This is a genomic window from Paenibacillus aceris (genome assembly GCF_017874035.1).
Classification (GTDB): Bacteria; Bacillota; Bacilli; order Paenibacillales; family NBRC-103111; genus Paenibacillus_E; species Paenibacillus_E aceris.
On sequence record NZ_JAGGKV010000007.1, the window covers coordinates 204,788 to 226,318 of the forward strand.

At 47.1% G+C, this 21,531-nt stretch carries 19 protein-coding genes; 5 read left to right on the forward strand and 14 right to left on the reverse strand.

Features of this window, described 5'->3' with window-relative positions:
• Window positions 1-43 precede the first annotated feature (43 nt).
• Entirely contained in the window at window positions 44-538 is a 495-nt protein-coding gene (locus tag J2Z65_RS15555; protein ID WP_167054661.1) for a CBO0543 family protein, read from the forward strand.
• A gap of 72 nt (window positions 539-610) precedes the next feature.
• Window positions 611-1,444 carry a DUF72 domain-containing protein gene (locus J2Z65_RS15560; RefSeq protein WP_209855890.1) on the forward strand — a complete coding sequence of 278 codons (834 nt, stop codon included), beginning with the start codon at window positions 611-613 and terminating at the stop codon, window positions 1,442-1,444.
• A gap of 205 nt (window positions 1,445-1,649) precedes the next feature.
• Here the strand turns inward: J2Z65_RS15560 and J2Z65_RS15565 are convergent, their stop codons facing one another.
• From J2Z65_RS15565 to J2Z65_RS15580, 4 genes are read right to left on the reverse strand one after another with little or no spacing between them, the layout of a single operon-like run.
• Entirely contained in the window at window positions 1,650-2,099 is a 450-nt protein-coding gene (locus J2Z65_RS15565; protein WP_167054659.1) for a hypothetical protein, read from the reverse strand.
• Window positions 2,092-2,817 (reverse strand): ABC transporter ATP-binding protein, encoded by a 726-nt coding sequence (locus J2Z65_RS15570; protein ID WP_167054657.1) that lies wholly within the window; start codon window positions 2,815-2,817, stop codon window positions 2,092-2,094. The genes J2Z65_RS15565 and J2Z65_RS15570 overlap by 8 nt, the downstream gene beginning before the upstream one ends.
• Window positions 2,817-4,091 carry an ABC transporter permease family protein gene (locus tag J2Z65_RS15575; protein WP_167054655.1) on the reverse strand — a complete coding sequence of 425 codons (1,275 nt, stop codon included), beginning with the start codon at window positions 4,089-4,091 and terminating at the stop codon, window positions 2,817-2,819. The genes J2Z65_RS15570 and J2Z65_RS15575 overlap by 1 nt, the downstream gene beginning before the upstream one ends.
• A 20-nt stretch (window positions 4,092-4,111) precedes the next feature.
• Window positions 4,112-5,242: an ABC transporter permease gene (locus J2Z65_RS15580; RefSeq protein ID WP_167054653.1), complete on the reverse strand. Its 1,131-nt coding sequence runs from the start codon at window positions 5,240-5,242 to the stop codon at window positions 4,112-4,114.
• 653 nt (window positions 5,243-5,895) lie between these two features.
• Here J2Z65_RS15580 and J2Z65_RS15585 point away from each other — a divergent pair.
• Together J2Z65_RS15585 and J2Z65_RS15590 are read left to right on the forward strand one after the other, a co-directional pair.
• Window positions 5,896-6,129, forward strand: coding sequence for a DUF72 domain-containing protein (locus J2Z65_RS15585; protein WP_209855892.1), 234 nt, complete (start codon window positions 5,896-5,898; stop codon window positions 6,127-6,129).
• Between the two features lie 155 nt (window positions 6,130-6,284).
• On the forward strand, window positions 6,285-6,833 hold the full coding sequence (locus tag J2Z65_RS15590) for a hypothetical protein (protein ID WP_167054649.1): 549 nt from the start codon (window positions 6,285-6,287) through the stop codon (window positions 6,831-6,833).
• Between the two features lie 395 nt (window positions 6,834-7,228).
• On the opposite strand, the gene dgoD is transcribed toward J2Z65_RS15590, so the two are convergent.
• The 10 genes from dgoD to J2Z65_RS15640 all read right to left on the reverse strand — a co-directional run bounded on the left by dgoD (window position 7,229) and on the right by J2Z65_RS15640 (window position 20,589).
• Entirely contained in the window at window positions 7,229-8,377 is a 1,149-nt protein-coding gene (dgoD, locus tag J2Z65_RS15595; protein WP_167054647.1) for a galactonate dehydratase, read from the reverse strand.
• Between the two features lie 42 nt (window positions 8,378-8,419).
• A complete protein-coding gene (locus J2Z65_RS15600) occupies window positions 8,420-9,049 on the reverse strand; it encodes a bifunctional 4-hydroxy-2-oxoglutarate aldolase/2-dehydro-3-deoxy-phosphogluconate aldolase (protein ID WP_167054645.1) in 630 nt (209 codons plus the stop codon).
• Between the two features lie 21 nt (window positions 9,050-9,070).
• A complete protein-coding gene (locus J2Z65_RS15605; protein WP_167054642.1) occupies window positions 9,071-10,687 on the reverse strand; it encodes a response regulator in 1,617 nt (538 codons plus the stop codon).
• On the reverse strand, window positions 10,684-12,441 hold the full coding sequence (locus J2Z65_RS15610) for a sensor histidine kinase (protein ID WP_167054640.1): 1,758 nt from the start codon (window positions 12,439-12,441) through the stop codon (window positions 10,684-10,686). The genes J2Z65_RS15605 and J2Z65_RS15610 overlap by 4 nt, the downstream gene beginning before the upstream one ends.
• A 118-nt stretch (window positions 12,442-12,559) precedes the next feature.
• Complete coding sequence (locus J2Z65_RS15615) at window positions 12,560-13,375, reverse strand: carbohydrate ABC transporter permease (RefSeq protein ID WP_167054638.1); 816 nt, start codon at window positions 13,373-13,375, stop codon at window positions 12,560-12,562.
• Complete coding sequence (locus tag J2Z65_RS15620) at window positions 13,372-14,256, reverse strand: ABC transporter permease subunit (protein ID WP_167054636.1); 885 nt, start codon at window positions 14,254-14,256, stop codon at window positions 13,372-13,374. Before J2Z65_RS15620 ends, J2Z65_RS15615 begins: the two co-directional genes overlap by 4 nt.
• A 90-nt stretch (window positions 14,257-14,346) precedes the next feature.
• Complete coding sequence (locus tag J2Z65_RS15625) at window positions 14,347-15,696, reverse strand: ABC transporter substrate-binding protein (RefSeq protein ID WP_167054634.1); 1,350 nt, start codon at window positions 15,694-15,696, stop codon at window positions 14,347-14,349.
• Between the two features lie 872 nt (window positions 15,697-16,568).
• Window positions 16,569-18,341 carry an ABC transporter ATP-binding protein gene (locus J2Z65_RS15630; protein ID WP_167054632.1) on the reverse strand — a complete coding sequence of 591 codons (1,773 nt, stop codon included), beginning with the start codon at window positions 18,339-18,341 and terminating at the stop codon, window positions 16,569-16,571.
• Window positions 18,334-20,109: an ABC transporter ATP-binding protein gene (locus J2Z65_RS15635; protein ID WP_167054630.1), complete on the reverse strand. Its 1,776-nt coding sequence runs from the start codon at window positions 20,107-20,109 to the stop codon at window positions 18,334-18,336. Before J2Z65_RS15635 ends, J2Z65_RS15630 begins: the two co-directional genes overlap by 8 nt.
• 39 nt (window positions 20,110-20,148) lie before the next feature.
• Window positions 20,149-20,589 (reverse strand): MarR family winged helix-turn-helix transcriptional regulator, encoded by a 441-nt coding sequence (locus tag J2Z65_RS15640; protein WP_338111602.1) that lies wholly within the window; start codon window positions 20,587-20,589, stop codon window positions 20,149-20,151.
• 359 nt (window positions 20,590-20,948) lie between these two features.
• On the opposite strand from J2Z65_RS15640, the gene J2Z65_RS15645 reads away from it, so the two are divergent.
• Window positions 20,949-21,311, forward strand: coding sequence for a Na-translocating system protein MpsC family protein (locus J2Z65_RS15645; protein WP_167054628.1), 363 nt, complete (start codon window positions 20,949-20,951; stop codon window positions 21,309-21,311).
• Window positions 21,312-21,531: the final 220 nt, after the last annotated feature.

Consider the following 21,531-nt stretch of genomic DNA (forward strand, 5'->3'; position numbering starts at 1 on the left):
ATTATGTATAATATATACAACGTGAGAAGGAGCCGTACTGTCTATGCACTTATTTGTGGGTATTTTTATTATTTGGGCGTCATATCGATGGGGTGATTGGCGGAACTGGCAGAAGTACCAGCCGACCATGATGTACTTCGCTATAGGCAATTTATTATATAACTATTTATGCGCAGGGCGAATGCTCTGGACGCTGACCCCGGATTGGTTCGGGGATACATGCCTTACGGAACTGATGTATACCTTCATCATATTCCCAGCTACAGCCCTGCTGTTTCTGACGAATTATCCGCAGGGACGGATGAAAGTCTTCTTTCATTATGTCCAATGGGTGCTGATCTATGGCGGAGTGGAGTACATTTATTCCCTAACCGGTCGAATCGAGTATCAATATGGCTGGTCATTAGGATGGTCGATTGTTTTCAATATCATCATGTTCCCAATGCTTAAGTTGTTTTCCGTCAAACCGCTTCTCGCGTATGCTTTGTCGGCGGTTCTGACGGTGTTCTGGATGAAGATCTTTCATGTGCCGTTTTAGATGCCCTTAGTTGTCCAAAGCCTCTTCGAAAGCTACAATAAAGAAAAGTCAGCGAAGTTAGGGGAATTTGCGATGATCACTATCGGTCTGGCCGGGTGGGGCGACCATGAGTTGGGCGGCAGCAGAGAGAAGCTGCGGGAGTACGGCGCACATTTCCCGATTGTGGAAGTGGACACCTCCTTTTATGCCATTCAGCCGGAACGCAATTATATCAAATGGAACCAAGAAACACCGGACGGCTTCGGTTTTATTATTAAAGCCTACCAAGGAATGACGGGGCATCTGCGGGGAGCGAACCCTTTTGCTGGTGGAACGGACGAGATGTTTGAGCTTTTTCTACAATCGATCCACCCCGTACGGGAAGCGGGAAAGCTGAAGACGGTATTGTTTCAATACCCGCCTTGGTTTGATTGCAGCAAAGCGAATGTTGACGTTCTGCGCGATGCTAGGGAGCGAATGGGGGATGTTCCCGTAGCTTTGGAATTCCGTCATCAGAGTTGGTTTAAAGAGGACATGCGGGAAAAGACACTCGCATTCATGAAGCGCGAGGGTTGGATGCACAGTATCTGCGACGAACCTCAGGCGGGAGTAGGCTCTGTTCCTACGGTGCTGGAGGTTACACATCCCGAGGTGACGATGGTGCGTTTCCACGGGCGGAATGTCGGCGGCTGGGTGCAGAACAACGAGGCGAACTGGCGCGATGTGAGGTATCTCTATAACTACAACGAGCAGGAATTGTTGGAGTGGAAGGACTGGCTGCTCCGGCTGCAAGAGCAAACGCGTGAGGTTTGTGTGGTGTTCAACAATAACTCGGGTGGACATGCTGCTGGCAATGCGAAGGCGCTTATGGCGATGCTGGGGCTCGATTACGAAGGGCTTGCGCCTCGGCAGTTGGATTTGTTTTGATCAGTAGAGTTGCCGATCGTTAATGAAAAAGAGGTAAAACATATTAAATTCTTGTGTTAATTCTATATGATTAAACAAATGTTACACCTGAGTTATAGTCGTATTAAAAATAGCCAAAAACCTTACATTTAAGTTTAAGGTTCTTGGCTAAACTAAATTGAACAATAGCCCTGATGTGAATGGAAGTGACATTATACAAATTAATTTATTTAAACCAATCCTCCCTACCCCCACTAAGCCAGGAAGCAGGAGTACTGCGAAACAAAAATTGATAAGTTCCTTCTGTTTGAGGATTAATGATAAACTTTACCTTCCAGATTCCTTCTAGAGGCTTGCTTACAAATTCATTCATGTAAGTTTTCTCGCTAGTCGCTTTATCATAAAAGACACGTTCCTCTTTGGGATTCCAAATCTCAACCATCAAATCTCCGGACTGTAACTCGATCAGAAAATTGGTTTTTAAATTAAAGAAAAAAGTCCGGTCTACCGAGATACTCTTCTCTATTACTTTGAACTGTTCATTATAGTCATCCTTGCTAATTGTTCCACCTCCATGTCTATCTACAATACTGTCATCTAATCTCTGGTATAAATATGCTCCGAAAAGAAATAAAATCAATATTCCTATGATTAGAATCCATCTTTTTTTATTCATTTCCCGTGTATCTCTCCTCTGATTCATCAATCAGGCTACATAATCGCTCATCTGAGATAATCCTCCCATCCTTCATAGCTAGCTTTCTCTTAGCATATGAGGCCACGTGAGAATCATGGGTAATGACTACAATTGTTTTCCCTTCTTCATTTAAATCAGCGAGAATTTGCATGAGATTGTCTGCGTTTACCGAGTCAAGAGCCCCGGTAGGCTCGTCTGCAAAAATAATCTCTGCCTCAGATGCCAGTGCTCTTGCAATGGCTACACGTTGCTTTTGTCCTCCGGATAAATGCTTAACCTTGCTATGAAGAAGTTCTTCTATTCCTAGCTTGTTCAAATAATGCCGCGCTTTCTCCATGCAATCTCTTTTACTCATATTTCGTTCTACAAAAGGAAGCGTCACATTATCGTATACACTATAGTTTGTAAGCAACGCATAGTGCTGAAAGATAAAACTCACGACGCGATTTCGAATTTCGACTAGCTGTTTATCTTTTAAACCAATCGTAGATTTGCCTGAAATTTTGCATTCACCTTTTGTTATTGTATCCATACAGCCCATAATGTTAAGTAGAGTTGTTTTCCCTGAACCGGAAGGGCCTATGACAGCAACAAATTCACCTTTGTCGATAACCAAATTTATATCATCAAGAGCCGTCAAGGAATTCTGGGAATCGCCGTATATCTTAGATACATGGGTAAGTTCGATTGCCGTCATTAGGATTCTCCTCCTTGAATTAACGTGTATGGTGATCTTTTATAGATGAACCAGATCGGGTATATTACGGAAGATAAGGTAAGGATTGATGCAAGAACAAGTAATTTAAATACAATTCCAATACCGAATAATTCTAATACCGATGAACTGTAAGTAGTACTCCATATGCTGTTAGAGTAATAATTCCAAACTCCCCCCATTATAGCACTCAGCATAATGAGGACGAACACCTCGGTTATGATAGTTCTGGCTATACTAATGATGGATTCACCATAAACTTTCCTTACTCCAAATTCGTAAAATCTGGCTCGGATGGAGGATAGACTAGAGGTTATAATCCCAATTGACGTTGTCAAAAGAAAAAATAATCCTGCGAACATATTTAATTTTACGAGTTCTATTTTACTAGACTTATAGGCATCCAATTCCTCTTGAATCGTATGTACAATAGGAGTGGCTAATCCCAAATTAGCAGCCACTTCATTTATTCTGCTTCTAATAGCGGAGATGTCTTTTGAATCCTTCATTTTAAAAAAAGTGCTGCGTTGTAATGATGTAACAATGAAAGGAGAAAACTTCATTTGGTACTCAAGAAATGGAGTAACAATCGCAGCATCTAAGTCTCTGACCCCCTCAGATATGTAATCGTTTTTATCGATCCATTTGCTCCCTTTCGCCATTACGCCGACAATATGATATTTCAAATTTTCACCAAACCAGGATATGGAAAACTCCTCCCCAATCCTAAGAGTATCCTTGTAATCATAGCCAACCCATACTGGGATTGTGTCAGTGGGTGCAAGCATAAAATCAGCTTTTGAAAAGGTGGTTCCCGAATATAGATCGATTTTCGTACTATGGAACATGGACTCATCTAAAAACACCATATAGGAGAGTTTCTCTTGTCCTCTCAGTACTGTGTTCTTATACAACTCCCGATTTTTTGCTTCATACATTTCGACGTTTTTCAAACCTAGTAAAAAAAATTGAGCAGTAGAAAAAGAACCATGTCCGCTCACGTTATTCATATTATCAATTTCTTGTTTGAGCTTGCTATAGCGCTCTGAGAACCATTGTTCGCTTGTAGTCCCCGGTACGAATACTGTGAAGGCTCGATTCAAGTCTAAGTTAGAATGCTTTTGAATCATAGTGCTTGCTAGATCTGGCATGGCCAGTTGAATAAATCCATTGCATATCAAATAGAACGACACAATTAACTGAACAGAAATAAAAAGGGTAGTCCATTTTCTCTCATTAAAGGACTTCATCGCCATTTTAATACTTCGCAATGCTATCAGACCTTTCTCATTAGCTCTACGGGTTGGATATTCCTAGATGTAGTAATCGGAAGTATCACTACCAATAACGATGTGATAAATACAAGTGCAGAATGATTGATTAGATCAGCTATCGTAATATGATAGGGATAACCAATCCATTTTCCAATGACCCCACTTAAGCCTAGCTGCAGAAGAATAATTAGTATTGCAGATATCATATAAACTACAAATAACTCGCTATATAGAGAAAAAGCAATCGTCATGTTCCGAATGCCAAATGCCTTTTTTATTGCTATTTCGCTTCTTCTTTCCTTTAACCAATAAATCGCAATGTTAATACAATTAATCAGAGCAAGTACATAGACAATCATAATAAAAGTAAACTGATTTCCTAAACTACCTAATTGTGAGAAATTGGACATACCACCCTTTATTGAGGAAAAGTCAGCTTGACCTAACTTAAATGCTTCACCTGCATGACTTTTAATGATGTCGTAATCTTTTATTAACTGGGCCGGGTCTCCATACAGTTCAACAGAAACATTCTTTTGTGCCTGCAGGCTTGTCATCATTCTTTGTGTCAGGCTTGTGATAGGTACTACGATTCTATGTTCAAGGTAAGGTGAATTGCCTTTCTCAGTTCCAATAATGCCTATTACCTCAAAATTTTCATGATCTAGCTTTATATAACGTTTACCATTCATTTTAGTCAAATAGGGTATAAATGCTTGTCCAACCATACAAACCTTATCCCCCAATTCTAAAAATTCCTTTGGGATTGCATTTCCCTCTAATAAGGGCAACTTATTGTATGTGCTCGAGTTCCAGTATTCAATCATGGGAGAGAATAACCCTCCCTCTGTTTCCACTGTCATGTTCTGAATCACTAGATTACTAGATGAACTCATATGTCGGAGTGTGTCAATGGTAGCTTGAAGTTCAAACTTATCACTATATTCGAAGTTGAATGAAATCTTGTTATTGATTTGAAACTGGTTTAAGTAGTTTTCAATCTCTACCGTCTTGTTGATGTTGTGCAGCGTTGTTGTTATGATCCCTATGGATAAGATACTACTCAAGATAAGAATAAAAAAAGTAAATGGGTAAGCTTTGACCTGATGGTACAGCCGACTAAAGACACTCATGATTCCACCTGGTAGTACATCGCATAAAAAAATTGTTTATACAAGGAATACACACCACAATAATGAACTAATCACCGAGATAGCTCGTAGTTAGTCATTATTGTGGTGTTGATTATATATTATGTCAGGTTACAGAACATTTTAGTGATCGGTAAGCGAATCAATGCTACGTACCGTAGCAGTATTATAACGATCAAGAATTTTATGATAACTTTTAAAAGCCCAAACATCACCTTTTGATTTGCTTACTACGGCAAAGTTCCCGTAATCCTGACCAAGCGAAACATATGGAGATGAGATATTGTCTGCAGACTGCAAGTCTACAGCAACAACAAGGTACTGCCATGAGCTTGTACCGACCCAGTCAGTTCTGGCAGTTGCCTCATCATTGGAGAAGATATTCCATGTTGTGTTTAAAGGCCTATTATTTTGGGATAAATTCCAATAATTACAAGTACACTATACGTCTTTTTCTATATTTTGTAAACAAATTCTTAAATTATAATAAAATCATAGGTTCTACCATAGACAAGAACTCTGTAATCTTCGCTATGAGGTTGTCGCATAGAACATAGAAAAACTGAACAAAACGGGCGGACAGTTGGCTCGACTATCTTACGACCGGATGATGGAGCAGCCGAGTAAGCGGCTGGGTGCAGAACAACGAGGCGAACTGGCGCGATGTGAGGTATCTCTATAACTACAACGAGCAGGAATTGTTGGAGTGGAAGGACTGGCTGCTCCGGCTGCAAGAGCAAACGCGTGAGGTTTGTGTGGTGTTCAACAATAACTCGGGTGGACATGCAGCGGGGAATGCGAAGGCGCTTATGGCGATGCTGGGGCTCGATTACGAGGGGCTTGCGCCTCGACAGTTGGATTTGTTTTGATCTTCTAGTCCAAGAAATCTCGGCTTGAATCCGCGATAGTAAAAGGAGCTGCACACGTTCTGGTGTAGGTCCTTTTTGTGCATTGTCCGTTTTCTAATTTGATTTTAACATTTATAGGGTATATTAATTTTATCCTAATGAGAGGGGATCTAATTATGAAGACATCGGAAGCCAATAACGCTAGTCCCACATGGATCCCGCCAAAAGAACGGCTCTGGGTGTTTGGTGCCATTATTGTCTCTGTCTTGTTTGTTTTATGGGAACTTTGGAGCTTGATCCATCTTCCGTCCGCAACGGTGCACAATCGTAGATTCGAACAAACGTTTAAGAGTTTTGGCTCGAACGCAAGGTTAGCTTTGTTCTTTGTACTAGCCAATTATGTGCTTGTTTTTATTGTTAAACTGCGTATTTGGGAGCAATGGAGCAACGTCAAAAGGTGGATCGTTGTTTTACTTCGGTTTGCTAAAAGATGGCATACACCTATCGCGATAGTCGCTATTGCGCTTATTTTGCTTCATACGGTTGCTGTGTTTATGTATGGCTTCAAATTCGATTTCAACAATATCAGCGGGCTGCTTGCTCTTTTGGTTTTACTTCCAGTGCCAGTTTCAGGCTTGTTTAGATATAAGCGATTAGACCGGAAGTGGCATTTGCGTTCGGGGCTGGCATTCGCGGTTTTATTTTTGATTCACGCTTTTCTATAAATGTTCCAAACGGGCTGAAATGCGAAAGGGTACCCACCATAGGGGTATACCCCATGCCTAGAAAGAGAACTATGGTCTGCTATTGAAGTGAAATCAGCTGTTTTCAAGATCCAATAGGAACTACAGGGACTTATTTCCCCTCGGAAGCAAGAATTTGGGCTTAATTCGGCTAAATAGCGGACCGTAGTTCCCACTAAACCGTCAAACGGCTGTTTTGACACCAAATAGCGGACTACCGTTCTCTCTCTCTCATCATCCAGCCTAGCCTAATCACCACAAAAAAAGCTGCCCCACAGGTCATTGCAGACCTTTTGAGGCAGCTTTATTCATATAACTTCAACGTTCACACTTGGGCGCAATCGGCAAAAGGTGTAGAGCCGCGCAATCGGCAAGACCTACCACTCAGCCACTGTACCGTCCGCTTGGCGCCAAATGGGATTTTTCCAATCGTGCCCGATGGCGGCCATTTCGCGGACTTTGTCTTCGTTGATTTCGATGCCGAGGCCTGGAGCGGTTAAATTTTTGACGAATCCATCTTCATATTGGAACACTGCCGGATCTTTCAAGTAATCAAGCAGGTCGCTGCCCTGATTGTAGTGAATGCCCAAGCTTTGCTCCTGGATGAAAGCATTCGGCGAGCAGGTGTCAAGCTGCAAGCAGGATGCCAGCGCAATAGGACCTAACGGGCAATGCGGCGCAACGGCCACGTCGTAAGCTTCCGCCATAGCGGCGATTTTGCGGGTTTCCAGGATTCCTCCTGCATGGGAAAGATCAGGTTGGATAATGTCCGCATATCCTTGCGCCAACAGATCCTTGAAGCCCCAACGCGTGTACATACGCTCACCGGTAGCGATCGGGCATGAGGTGTGGCGGGCGATCTCCCGAAGCGCCTCATTATTTTCAGGCAAAACAGGCTCCTCAATGAACATCGGACGGTACGGTTCCAGCTCTTTGACGAGGATCTTGGCCATGGACTTATGGATGCGCCCGTGGAAGTCGATGCCAATGCCGACGTCTTTGCCGACGGCTTCGCGCACAGCGGCGATGCGGGCGATGGCCTCGTCCACCTTGCTGAGCGAGTCGATATAATGCATCTCTTCCGTAGCATTCATCTTCACGGCTGTGAAGCCGGCGGCTACTTGCTGCTTAGCGGCCTGTCCGACATCGCTCGGGCGGTCTCCGCCGATCCACGAATACACACGTGTGCGTTCGCGACATGCGCCGCCCAATAAATCATAGATAGGGGCATTGTAAAACTTGCCCTTAATGTCCCACAGCGCCTGCTCAATGCCTGAGATGGCACTTGTCAGGATAGGGCCGCCGCGATAAAAACCGCCGCGGTACAGCACTTGAAACATATCTTCAATTCGCATCGGATCTTTGCCGATGATATGCTCGCTCATTTCCATGACGGCAGCCGCGACTGTATCCGCTTTCCCTTCAACGATCGGCTCGCCCCATCCGGTAATGCCTTCGTCCGTTTCTACTTTCAAAAACAACCATCTTGGCGGCACCTTAAACAGTTCTAACTTCGTAATTTTCATGGTATTTCTTCCTCTCCCATACCTAAGAATGATTTACATGTCCTACTGATTTACTGCCGCCATTAGCTGCTTGGCGTATGTTGTAATCGCTTGATAATTGCCATTTTGAATTTCGCTAAGTGCAATCAAACTTCCTCCTATGCCGATGGAAAAGGCTCCTGCTTTCAAATAAGCGGCTGCATTGTCCTTCGTGATCCCGCCAACGGTGAGAAGGTTAACATCGCTCAGCGGTCCTTTTAACTCTTTCAAATAAGAAGGGCCTAAACTGGAGCAGGGGAACAGCTTCACGGTCGATGCGCCGAAGTTCATTGCCTGCACAATTTCTGTTGGCGTGAGAGCCCCGGGAATCGGGAGCACCCTACCTGCCAATGCCCGTTCAATCATGCCCTGATCCACATTGGGGGAAATGAGGAACTGCGCGCCGGCCCGGATCGCTTCATCCGCATAGGCGGCGTTCAGCACGGTTCCGGCACCAATCGCCATGCGGCCTTCATACTTTTTGCGCATCATCTGGATGATCTGCAGCGCATTCGGCGTATTCAGTGTCACTTCTGCCAGCTTGATGCCGCCGCCCTCTAGCGCCTCAAAGAGCGGCTGCGCTTGTGCAGGTTCGATTCCCCGGATGATGGCAATCACTTTTGAGCTTTTCAACTGTTGCAAAACATCAGTCATAACGCTGCACCTCCTCCATTTCTATGAATATTGATCGCGATACTCCTGCGGAGTCATGCCATAATGCTTTTTGAAGGCGTGGTTGAAGGAATGCGGACGTTGATATCCGAGCTGCGTGGCGATTTCATAAATTTTGCCTTGATCTCTTTTCAGCAGATAAGCGGCTTTATCCATCCGTACCCGATTGACGTAATCGCTTAAGTTGTCGCCGGTTTCCAGTTTATAAATTTTGGAGACATACACAGGGTGCAGATAAACATGGTCCGCAATAGACTGCAGCGAAACATCGCCGGCCAGATGCTGTTCGATAAACGACCTGATGTCATTAATTAAGGTAACTCTGCTGTCTTTTCGCTCTTGATCCATATCTTCCCTCATGCGGTGCAAAGAACGAATGGTCCACTCACGCAGTTGATTGACAGTACGAAAAGGAATGCCTTCGGTCATACGGTCGTAATCCCCGCCGATGAGCTGGTGCAGGGGCCTGCCATTTTTATGGGCAATATACGCAAAGGCGGATGCTATAGAGAAGTAAACCTCCAGCAAATGCTCCTGTGATTCAGAGAATTTCGTCCCCATTTCGTCGAAAATCAAGGTTAACTTGTCGATCGTATCCTCCCAGCGGGCAGCCTCCAGCAGATGGTTTAGGGTTGGAGGTTCGTACAGTCTTTGCAGCGCCGAAAGCTCCGGGTGGACGAATTCATCACCGAGTCGTATCAACAGCTCATGCTCACTGCCAATCTGTTTGCGAAAAGCGCTCAAAGAGGCGTTGTACAGGGTGGTAATGTCATTCGGAAATTGTCCCCAGCTGCTGAGCAGAATAGAGATTTTCCCTTTTAAATAGTTGTTTACGGCCGATTGAAGCACGGAGGCGGTGCGTTCGAGCCAAGCAGAGTCCTCTTGGTCAGCGGTCAGCGACTTCTTTTTCATCACAAAAATCAGATAATCATGCGCGTCCTTCGTGTGCCAGCTGTCAAAGTTCTCTGCGAACAATTCCTCGACCATTTTGCTGATGGCGTATTCCATTAACGATAAGCGACTCATGTCATACTCCAGAAAATCAGACTCGAGCCGAATCATCATCAGGACACAGGGCTGTTCATGGAAATCCGGCAGTTCCAGCATCTGCATTTTGTCCCGGAGGGTCTGCTCGGTTAACTTGCGCCCTTGAAGAAGGTCGCTCAGCAGATTTCCCCGGAGCAAAGGAAGATTTTCCTTGACCGTATAACTTAGACGCTGCTTAGAAAAGACTTCCTGCCATTCGTCCCGCAGTTTTTCCATAACCCGCCCGACAGCTGCTAACAGATCCTGTTCAGTGACAGGCTTAAGCAAATAATCCTCGGTCCCCTGAAGGATCGCTTCTTTGGCGTAGTTGAAATCGGAGTAACCCGATAAGAGAATGCATTTCGTTTTCTGCCATCTGCGGTTGATTTCAGCAATAAGCTGCAAGCCGGATATGCCCGGCATCTGAATGTCGGTAAGGACAATATCGATGGAGAATTGCTCCAGCAGCTCCAGTGCTTCCTTGCCCGAGTAGGCTTTGAAAACTTGCTCAATACCAAGCGAAGCCCAGTTAATGGTGGCATGGAGCCGATCTACGACATGAGCTTCATCATCCACGATCAAAAGTTGAATCATAACTTATTCTCCCCGCTAGCAGCAGGAAGGTTTATCTGCGTACCGCGCTTCCAAGTTAACACAGCCTTCAAGCCTCCTTGTTCACCGGGATAAAAAGTAAGCCCCGATCCTTCTCCGAATTGGTAGTAAAGCCGATGGTGCACATTCCAAGTCCCGCAGCCAATATCGTCGGTCATCGGTGAATACAGCTGCTGCAAAAGCTGAGTCAATCCGAACTCGTCAAGCCCTGCGCCATTGTCTTCAACAATGATGCGGTTCCAATCCTCATCCTGTTCTCCGGTGATGACGATGCGGTCGCCTTCCGCGCTTCGTTCAATGCCATGGACAATCGCATTCTCCACCAAAGGCTGGAGGATCAGCCGGGGGACCCATTCACTTAGCATCTGTTCAGGAACCGAAATATCATATTTCAGCCGATGAATCCGAAGGTGCTGAATGTTCAGGTAGTGGCCGACCAAGTCGAGCTCATCTCCCAGCGTAACGGATTGTTTCTCCACCCTGGTTGTATAGCGGTAGAACTCAGCCAAATTTTGCGCCATCGCTACGACAGATTCTTTGTCCTCCATCTCGGCCGAATTGATGATGAAGAACAGGGAGTTATACAGAAAGTGCGGATGAATTTGCGATTGCAGCTGCTTTAAGGTCGCCTCACGGGACCGTATTTTCTCGGCATAGACATCTTCGACCAGCACTTGCATTTGCGCTGCCATTTCATTGAAACGTTGAATGAGAAAGTCAAATTCGTTCTTGGCTTTGTAGTCGATGCGGGCTGACAAATCGCCTCGTTTCACCTTTTGCACACTTTGGATCATCTTGCCGATCGGGATTTGCACATTGCGGTACAGCATGAAAGAAGCCAGTACGCTCATCACAAGCAGAAGCCCAATAGAGATATAAAATAATTTGCGCGTCATGGTAATCGGGGAGAGAATTTTCTGGACAGGCACATAATCCATCAAATACCAACCCAACTGCGCGGATTTTACATAGCTGATCAAATACTGCTGACGGTCGATCACCAATTGAACTTGACCGGAGCTTGGGAGGCTTTCTCCTGTGAACTGTTCTCTAATGGCATTGATGATTAGTGAGTTAGAGGAGCTGTTTACGATCAGTCCCTTTTGACCATTCACAAAAAAAGGATCGCTTCGTTTGTCCTGTTTGTACACATCCAATAGCTGCACCATGTTTTGTACGCTGAATCTCACCTGATAGAGCACATTCGCTTGATCCATCGTCTGCGCGCGAATCGGCTCGCTAATTTCCCGGATGAACGACCCGACGCCTTTGTCGCTTTCACGTTCCTCATATGTCCAAGTACGCTGAATTGCTCTATGCCAAGGCCACACATCCGTCCCATTGACGAAAATACTGGAGGAGAGCACCTGCTTCCCCCTCGGAATGGCAACGGTGAGCTCATTGACCCAGCCGCTGGATACACTTTGCAGGCTAAGCTTTTGAATGATCCGCGATTGTTCTTTTAACACGTCATAGTCCGGTGAATCGCTGCGGTTGATATATTCCCGCATATAAGGATCGCTCCCAAGAATAACGGGTGACATCGCTAGCCGCTCCACATCTGTATCCAATTGGTGCATAAAAAAGGAGAGCTGATTTAAATTCGAAGATTGAATTTGATCCTGCACCACGTTATTGGTGATACGGTTCGTATAGCTGTAGAGCAGCACGATAGGGATGAGCAGTAAGACCAACATGATTAAGATTTTGCTGAAAATATTTAGTTTATAGGGCATGCCAAATCACCTTCCGGGTCTGCTAAGCGTTATAACTTAGAGTATACGCCTACAAGAGAAGTCCTCCAAATGAAGGGGATCTTTCTTGTAGCCGCATACATATGAGAACCTTGAATGATTAGCCTTTAACAGCACCTGCGGAAAGTCCGCTGACGACATAACGCTGTGAAACAAGAGCGATGATCAACACTGGAAGCGTAATGATACAGGCTGCTGCCATGAGAGCGCCCCAGTTAATTTCGGAATAAGACATAAAGTTAAATACGGCGATCGGCAGCGTCTTTGTTTTGTCTCCGGCCAGGATGACTGAGAACATGAAATTGTTCCACGAGAAGATAAAAGAAAGCAGGGATGCCGTGATCACGCCCGGTCCGGAGATCGGCAAAATGATCCGCAAGAATACTTGGTGGTGCGTACAGCCGTCAATAAGGCCGGATTCCTCGATTTCTGTCGGCAGCGCCTCGAAGAAGGAGATCATAATCCAGATGATAAAAGGCAGACCGACGAGCATATGGCTTAAAATGAGTGCAGCATACGTATCAACCAAGTGGATTTTAGAAAATAAAATGAACCAAGGAATCAGGAATGTAATCCCCGGAATGATCCGAGCGACTAGAATGAGAAGTCCGAGCTTCTGCAGATGATGCCTTGCAATCGCATATGCCGCCGGGAGACCTAAGATAAGGGATAGCAGCGTTGAACCGAAAGCTACGAGGAAGCTGTTCCAGATGAATTTCAGGAAATCGTATTCTTGAAACACGCTGACATAGTTATGAAACGTTGGTTTGAAAATAAATAATTGACCCGTCGACAAAATTTGCGATTGCGTCTTGAAGGAGGCGAGCAGCATCCAGACAAAAGGGAACGCAAACACGATGAGCACAATGAAGGTGAGCAGGGTTTGCAGGAAGCGTGAGCCTCTTTTTTTCTTCATGATGTTGCACCCTCCATTCGTTTACGCATCCAAATCATGAACAGGGTAAGCCCCATCACCAATGCGAAGAAAATGACAAGCAGGGACGAAGCCATACCGAGCTTAAAGTATTGGAAGCCGAGCACATAACCATACAGATTCAGCGTCTCGGAAGCAAAGTTAGGCCCGCCTTGCGTTGTTGCGTAGATGATATCAAATGTTTTCAAAACGTCGATTAAACGGAGCATCGCTGCCACGATAATCGTTGGTCTTAGAAGCGGGAGTGTGATGGAAACGAATTTTCTCCACGTACTTGCGCCGTCCACATCGGCAGCTTCATAAGGATCGGTCGGCAGCGTGGCTAATCCAGCCATAATGATGAGCGCGATCATCGGCGTCCATTCCCAGACGTCAACAATGACCAGGGAAGGAATGACCTGATTCGGAGAAGCCAGCCAGAGCAGGGGTTCGAGTCCGAATGTTTTGAGCAGCATGTTGGCGACGCCGATCGTCGGCTCGTAGATCAGCATCCAGACCAAGCCCATTGCGACGGGGGTTGCGACCATGGGAAGCAAGAAAACCGTTTTGACGAGATTTTTCCCGCGAAATTCTCTGGAAAGCAGTAAAGCAATGGCGATGCCCAGGATAACCTCCAGAGCAAGCGCAGCGAAAGTGAAATAAAATGTTGAGCCTGCGGCATGCCAGAAGCGCTCGTCCTTGAATAAGGCTAAATAGTTGGACAAGCCTACCCAAACGGGAGGGGTTGTCGCGGACATGCTCCACTCATAGAAGCTGATTCGAACGGTGTAGATGATTGGAAACAGCATCATCAGCATGACGAAGATGACGGCCGGGAGTGTATAAATCCATTTTAAGTTGCGGTTAAACCAACTGTATTGCACGCTGCATTCACCCTTCCTGATGTTAATAAATCCCCGTAAGAAAGGAGAAAAGGGTCATCAGATGACCCTTTTCACCCATCAAACACCTATTTATCTCGTTTTATCTTTATCCATAATCGTTTGCAGTGCTTGATTAGCTTTGTCTGCAACTGGCTGGATGTTGGTTTCGCCGGACATCACTTTTTGCACGATTTCACCAACTGCATCACGAGCTTCACCTACACTGATAACCGTTGGGCGGTCGTGATCAACACCAGTTTTGGCACTTTCCTTAATGATCGGAACAAGCTCAGCCGGGAAGCCGGTTGTACCTTCCGGTTTATCCCATACGGAAGCGCGTGCGCCTGGGTTGCCCTTTTGCTGTGTTTTCAGCACGACATCTTTGCTTGTTGCCCATTGGATGAACGCCCAAGTCGCATCTTTATTGCCTGATTTGGCATTCATCGCAAGTCCCCACGAGGTGATGCTGTAAGGCTTGGAGCCTGCTTTGCCGCCAGGGAAAACAGCGAAGCCGACTTGATCGGCGACTTTGGATTTCGCCGGATCTGTCGCATTTTGGTACAGAGAGTTCGCATCCGTTAAGAAAGCGACCTTCCCTTGAGCGAAGATACCGAAAGCTTGCGGCCAGGACATGTTAAGCACACCAGGAGGTGCGAAGTCTTTCAGCAGCGTTCCGTAGGTTGTAAAAGCTTTGACGGCTTCAGGCGTATTGATGCTGGCTTTCTCGCCCGTCGTGAAGTCCGCACCTTCCGAATACAGGAAGGACGACACCTGCGTGACGAGCGGTGAGCGCTGGCCCCTTGCGACGAATCCGTACATGTCGTTCTTCGGATCATGCAGCTTTTTCACCGCAGCCGTGAGCTCATCCATCGTTTTCGGCACGGCGATGCCTGCCTTTTGCAGCAAATCCTTGCGGTAGTACAAAATCTCTTGTTCGGTAATGATCGGGATACCGGCTAATTTGGATTCAACCGTTGTCGAGCCGATGGCTGACTTGGAGAAATCGTTAAAGTCGTAATCCTTTGCCTTTTGAGCATAATCATCAAGCGGTTGTACCCAGCCGTTTTTGTAGAAAAGCTTACCTTCCTGAAGCGGGCGGTACATGAAAACGTCAGGCGTTGCAGAGCCGGATGTGAATTGAACCGTTAGCTTTTGCGTGAGCTGATCCTCGAAAAAGCTTTCGACATTCACTTTAATGCCTGTTTCTTTCTCAAAATCCGGCAGCAAAGGCTTAATCGCATCTGCCCAAGGGTGGTTCGCTGTTACCAGCGAGATCGTTTTACCTGCGTATGGTTTTGCGTTAGCCGTTGCAGCAGCGCCGGCACTTGGTTGAGTAGAAGGTTGCGCCGTGTTCGTCGTACTGCCGCAGCCTGCAACTACCGTTGCAGCTATAAAAGCCGTCGTACCAATGCCAATCCATTGTTTGAGTGATTTCTTCATCTAATATGTGACCTCCCAAGTACTTAGAAATGAATGTGTTTACATCTCTAAGAGTACCCGATACTTGTATGGTGTTGATATAACTAAGATTCAATATGAATAACTAGGTCTGAAGGTAATTCGCGTTAGGGATAGGATGCCCGAGTCTGTCTGGTACTGATTGTATGTTGACCCGATAGTTATATTTTTAACGGCAATGTCGAATAAAAATTGTAGAAAATGAGTGTGGTACGACGAATTTCGACAAATTTTGCTGTGGATGGATTGATCTTAAACCAACCATATACCCCGGTGCATCAAACTGTAGACACTGTCGCTATTTCAGCTACAGGAAGTTTCCCTACCACTGAAATAAGAGCCAATGGAACTGGTGTAATTACAAAAAAATGACTTATACGTCTCTTTGGGAATTTAGCGCAGGACTATCGGCATGGAAAATGGCAGAATTTAATATTACTTATCAAGACAGTACTGCGAAAGAATTTTATGCTAGAAAACCTATTAGTGTGAGTTTAAACTATAGTTTATATTAAATTAAAAGAGTAAGGTAACAATCTTTGGCATTTCATACAGAAGCCAGAAGGTCAAACAAAAGAGCTGCTCTCAAGTAGAATCTTCTACGGAGAGCAGCTCTTTCTATATGAATCTACTGAAAGGGAACTAGAGTCCGTTATTTAAGCGAAATCAGCTGATTTCAGTATTGAGGCGGAACTACAGGGCTCTATTTGCCCGTTGAGAGGCCCCAATAGGCAAATTCCCTCTAAATAACGGATCATAGTTCCTCTTAAGCCGATCAAAAGCCGCTTTTGCCGAATATAGCGGACCCTAGTTCCCTGCTCCAATGACTAGAGAAGGTACTGTCAAAGCTAACGTCAAAGCGTGCTGACCTGACTGAATTGGTTGGCATACAATTCATAATAATGCCCGCGAAGCGCCAGCAGCTCCTCGTGCGTGCCCCGTTCCACGATCTCACCGCCGTGGATGACCAGAATTGCACTCGCTTCGCGGATCGTGCTGAGCCGGTGGGCGATCACGAAGCTCGTGCGCCCTTTCATGAGAACGCCCATCGCCTGCTGGATGTGCAGTTCCGTACGCGTGTCGACGGAGCTCGTCGCCTCGTCGAGCACGAGAATCGCGGGGTCGGCGAGAATCGCCCGCGCGATGGTCAGCAGCTGCCGCTGGCCTTGACTCAGGTTGCCGCCTCCGGCGGTCAACATGGCGTCATAGCCGTTTGGCAGCTTGCGAATGAACCCGTCCGCGTTCGCCAGCTTCGCGGCGGCTTCGACTTCTTCGTCCGTCGCGTCCAAGCGGCCGAAGCGGATATTTTCTCGGACCGTATCCGAGAACAGGTACACATCCTGCAGCACGATGCCGAGGCGGCTGCGCAGACTGTCCTTGTCGAGGCTGCGAATATCGCGGCCATCGATCGTGATGGAGCCCTCGCCGACATCGTAGAAGCGGGTCAGCAGGTTGATGATCGTCGTTTTGCCGGCACCCGTCGGGCCAACTAAAGCAATCAGATCGCCGGGCTCTGCGGCGAACGAAACACCGCTAAGCGTAGGCACGTCATCCGTGTAACGGAAGGAGACATTTTGAAAAACAACCTCGCCCTTAACGTCCGTTAGCTGCTCGGCACTCGGGTTCGCATCGTATTCCGTCTCGCGATCCATCACTTCAAACACACGCTCAGCCCCCGCAATGCCGGACTGTATCATATTATACTGATTGGCGAGGTCGTTGATCGGACGGCTGAACTGTTTGGAATAGTTCAGAAAGCTAATAATAACGCCAACCATCGTCCAACTCTGGAGCACCATCCAGCCGCCGATAGCGGCCAGCAAAATAAAACTGAAATGATTGATCATATTCATGCTCGGCCCCATCATGCCCGAAAGCTGCTGGGCGCCTGTGCCGGCAGCACGAAGCTGCTTATTGATCGTATCGAGCTGACGGACAGTCGCGGCTTCGCGGCGAAATGTTTTGACCACCTTTTGCCCGGAAATCGATTCTTCAATTAGACCGTTGAGCTCGCCGAGCCGCTGCTGCTGCTCTTTGAACAAGCGCTGCGTGTGTCTCGTGATTTGCTTCGTTGTGAAGAGGACGATTGGAACGGTAATCAACGCGATGAGCGTAAGCCAAATATTCAAAGTAATCATCATGATAAAAGATCCAGCAATCATAATGATACTTGTGATGATCTGCGTTAAATTTTGGCTGAGCGTAGTGGCAACGTTGTCGACATCATTCGTCGTGCGGCTCATAAGCTCCCCGTGAGATGTCTTGTCGAAATAGCTAATCGGCAGCTTGTGCAGGTGACGAAACAGATCCTGCCTCATTTCCCAAACGGTCCGCTGAGATACCCCGGCCATGACATAGGACTGGATCCACGTCGCGGCGCCGCTGAACAAATAGCAACCAAGCAAAAGGAGACAGAGTCCGAGCAGTCCGCTCCGATCCCGCGGTACGATGTAATCGTCAATTGCGACGCCGATTAAATAAGGTCCGAGCAGGGCAAGGCCGCTGCCGAGGACGGTAAGGATAATAACGGTGAGCAATCCGGCACGTTGATGCTGAAGATAACCCCACATGCGAAGGAGGGTTGCGCCAATGTGCTTGGCGCGTGGCGGTGTCTGCTTTTTAGCCATGAAGGGCAGTCTCCTTTCCTTGCTGGGAGCGGTAAATGTCTTGATATATGGCGCTTGTAGCCAGCAGCTCCTTGTGGGTTCCGCGTGCGGAGATGCGTCCTTCATCCAGAACCAGAATTTGATCGGCGTGCAGAACCGATGAGACGCGCTGCGCAATAATGATGCGAGTGCTGCCGGCCATCAAGTCTTGCAAGGAACGCTGGATGCGTTTTTCCGTGCCAAGATCGATGGCGCTGGTGCTATCGTCCAGCACAAGGAGCGGCGACCGCATAAGCAGAGCTCGCGCTATCGCGATTCGCTGCTTTTGACCGCCGGACAGATTCACGCCGCGCTGTCCCAGCTTGGCTTCATAGCCCTCGGGCAACCGGCGGATGAAGCTATCGGCTTCGGCGGCACGGGCGGCTGCTTCGATTTCGGCCTCAGAGGCCTCCGGCTTGCCAAAAAGAATGTTGTCGCGGATCGTGCCGCTAAACAAAATGGACTGCTGCAGCACGATTCCGATTTGACTGCGGAGCTGTTCCACGGGCATTTCTTTAATATCAACGCCATTCAGCCGGATCTGCCCTTTCGTTGCGTCATAGAGACGCGGGATCAAGCTGACGAGTGTTGATTTACCAGAGCCGGTCGCTCCGAGAATACCGATCGTTTGGCCTGGCAGCACTTTGAAGGAAACATCCTCGAGAACGGGCTGGTCGGGAGCCGACTCGTAGACGAAGGAGACATGCTCAAATTCGAGCTCGCAACCGGTTGCTGGTAAGGTGCGCGTAGACGGCTGCTCCCGCTGCTCGTCTTGCTGGTCATGGTCTTGCACAGGCTCGTTCATGTCCGGTTCTGTATGCAACACTTCACAGATGCGCTCGGCGGAAACTTGGGCACGAGAAATATTCATCAGTGTATTGCTGATAGAAACAAGCGAATACAAAACCTGAGTGATATAGATGATAAAAGCGGCCAAATCACCAATCGCCATAGAGCCGCTCCAGATCTGTCCGCCACCGAACCAAAGAACCGCGACAATGCTCATGTTCAAAATCAATGTCATTAGCGGGCCGCTTGTAGCCAGGGCGCGAGCGGAGCTGAGACTGGCGTCCAGCAAGGCTGTATTTGCTTTGCCGAAGCGGGTCCGCTCGAAGGCGGCGCGAACGAAAGCTTTGATCACGCGAATGCCTGTGGTACTTTCCTGCATAACGGTGTTGACGCGATCGAGTCTAGCCTGCATCATGCGAAAAAGCGGGGTAGACCGTTTCATCAACAGATACAAAATAACGAATTGAATCGGGACGACAGCCAGTAAAATCAAGGAAAGCCGCGGCGAAATGACAATCGCCATGATGATGCTGCCGATAAGCAGCGAGGCTTCCCGGGTAAATTGGCGCAGAAGGATTTGCAGGATATTCAGCATTTGCATCACATCGCCGGTTAAGCGGGTGATCAGCGACCCCGTTGAAAACGTGTCCAGCTGCCGGAACGAGAAGGATTGTACTTTCTCAAATACGCTCAACCGCAGGTCTGCGCCGAAGCTCTGGGCGGCTTTTACTGTAAAAAACGTACAGCCCACCCCGCCGACAAGCCCGACAAGTGCGACTCCCAACATATGCAAGCCCGTTGACCACACTAAGGCGAGATTGCCTTCGGCAACCCCATGATTCACAATGGCCGCCATGAGGCGGGGCTGAGATAGGTCCATGCAGACCTCCATCACCATCAACAAGGGGGCAAGCAGTGTAATCAGCCAATAAGGTTTAACAAACGATCGTAGTTTCCACATCGCAAGATATCCTTTCTTTTGTTTGTCGGCTAACTAATTTTATTCCTCTTTGGGGCGTAGATTTTCCTGCATTTGAAGCAGTAGGCGACGGAATAAAAGGATCTCCTCCGGTAAAAAATGCGAAAAGGTTTGCTCATCTGTCGCCTTAATCGCTTCCTTGACATGGACGGTGACTTCCCTGCCTTTATCCGTTAGATAGACGCGAGTAACGCGCTGATCATCGGGGTCGGGCCGGCGTTCTACAAGTCCTGTTTTCTCCATGCGGTCTACCATCACCGTTAGGGTTGCGGGCTTATTGTGAATGCGCTCGGCGAGCTCGCGTTGGCTGAGGCCGTCTTCGACGGACAAGGCAAGCAGCAAAGGGGGCTGACCGGGATAAACGTCGTACGGATGAATGATCTGATCGATCGTCCGGCGGTGCATTTTCAGCAAATGAGACATCATATGTGTGAGTGATTCAGGGTTCGGGTGACGCGACAACGGAATATCCTCCTTTTACTTAGTCGGCTAATTAATATCTTAGATAGGTCTTCCCCTCCTGTCAATACGGTATTTCACTTTGCGAATCATATAAAATGATCTTTGCGCGGCTTGGCATTTTTCAGTTATTGTATAGATAAGGCATAAAGGAGAGTGGAAGGAAATGACGAGTGCTATCATTTGGGGCATAATTGCCCTTGTTATCATACTTGGGGCCACGTTCTGGGTAACGCGGAAAGCCTACTCCCGCAGATGGGATGAAGAGGATCAGGATTAAGATGAAGAGAAGCGTTCTCCCTCTAGTCAGGTATGCGCTTTCTTGCTATGATTGAAACAGCAAACATAAAGGTGGCTGGCCGATGAACCGAGTAGAGGCCGAATTCAGTAATCTGGTCAAAGCTTATCGCAAAAAGCATATGGGTAAAGGGCCGGAGCGTGTGATAACGACTTTTTGCAAGTGTTGGGCGATCTGCGAGATGGCGGGCAACCTTTCTCCGGTGGAGAAATTTATGGCGAAGACGGGCGATGGCAGACAAATGCTCCGCACGGCTCGCACGGAAATGGTTAAAGAGATGTATCGTGACCATCCTCCCGTGGAGATGGAAGAATTGCTTGGCGCAAAGTTCGTCCAGCTGTTCGTTGACATCGACATTGAGCAGGATTTGGGGATGTCGGTATTCGTCTTTGATCAGGATTTGGAAAAGAAGTTTGGCGGGAAGTAAGCCGTGACTGACAATGGCTGATCAGTGAATTACGCGGTAAACGTGACGCTAGGCAAGATTGGCTTGGCATGACATATACATAGTAAAGGTGCTTGGCACTTGGTAGCGAACCTGCCGGAGACTAACCACTGTGAAACATCGCTTGAGACTTCCCCGTTGAGGAGGCCTATAGGGCGTGTTTTGCGGTGGTTTTTTGCTTAATACACACATGCATATCCAA

Coding starts and splice junctions, on each gene's coding strand:
- J2Z65_RS15555 (WP_167054661.1), top strand. CDS start 44: ATGCACTTATTTGTGGGTATTTTTATTATTTGGGCGTCATATCGATGG.
- J2Z65_RS15560 (WP_209855890.1), top strand. CDS start 611: ATGATCACTATCGGTCTGGCCGGGTGGGGCGACCATGAGTTGGGCGGC.
- J2Z65_RS15565 (WP_167054659.1), bottom strand. CDS start 2,099: ATGAATAAAAAAAGATGGATTCTAATCATAGGAATATTGATTTTATTT.
- J2Z65_RS15570 (WP_167054657.1), bottom strand. CDS start 2,817: ATGACGGCAATCGAACTTACCCATGTATCTAAGATATACGGCGATTCC.
- J2Z65_RS15575 (WP_167054655.1), bottom strand. CDS start 4,091: ATGGCGATGAAGTCCTTTAATGAGAGAAAATGGACTACCCTTTTTATT.
- J2Z65_RS15580 (WP_167054653.1), bottom strand. CDS start 5,242: ATGAGTGTCTTTAGTCGGCTGTACCATCAGGTCAAAGCTTACCCATTT.
- J2Z65_RS15590 (WP_167054649.1), top strand. CDS start 6,285: ATGAAGACATCGGAAGCCAATAACGCTAGTCCCACATGGATCCCGCCA.
- dgoD (WP_167054647.1), bottom strand. CDS start 8,377: ATGAAAATTACGAAGTTAGAACTGTTTAAGGTGCCGCCAAGATGGTTG.
- J2Z65_RS15600 (WP_167054645.1), bottom strand. CDS start 9,049: ATGACTGATGTTTTGCAACAGTTGAAAAGCTCAAAAGTGATTGCCATC.
- J2Z65_RS15605 (WP_167054642.1), bottom strand. CDS start 10,687: ATGATTCAACTTTTGATCGTGGATGATGAAGCTCATGTCGTAGATCGG.
- J2Z65_RS15610 (WP_167054640.1), bottom strand. CDS start 12,441: ATGCCCTATAAACTAAATATTTTCAGCAAAATCTTAATCATGTTGGTC.
- J2Z65_RS15615 (WP_167054638.1), bottom strand. CDS start 13,375: ATGAAGAAAAAAAGAGGCTCACGCTTCCTGCAAACCCTGCTCACCTTC.
- J2Z65_RS15625 (WP_167054634.1), bottom strand. CDS start 15,696: ATGAAGAAATCACTCAAACAATGGATTGGCATTGGTACGACGGCTTTT.
- J2Z65_RS15630 (WP_167054632.1), bottom strand. CDS start 18,341: ATGGCTAAAAAGCAGACACCGCCACGCGCCAAGCACATTGGCGCAACC.
- J2Z65_RS15635 (WP_167054630.1), bottom strand. CDS start 20,109: ATGTGGAAACTACGATCGTTTGTTAAACCTTATTGGCTGATTACACTG.
- J2Z65_RS15645 (WP_167054628.1), top strand. CDS start 20,949: ATGAACCGAGTAGAGGCCGAATTCAGTAATCTGGTCAAAGCTTATCGC.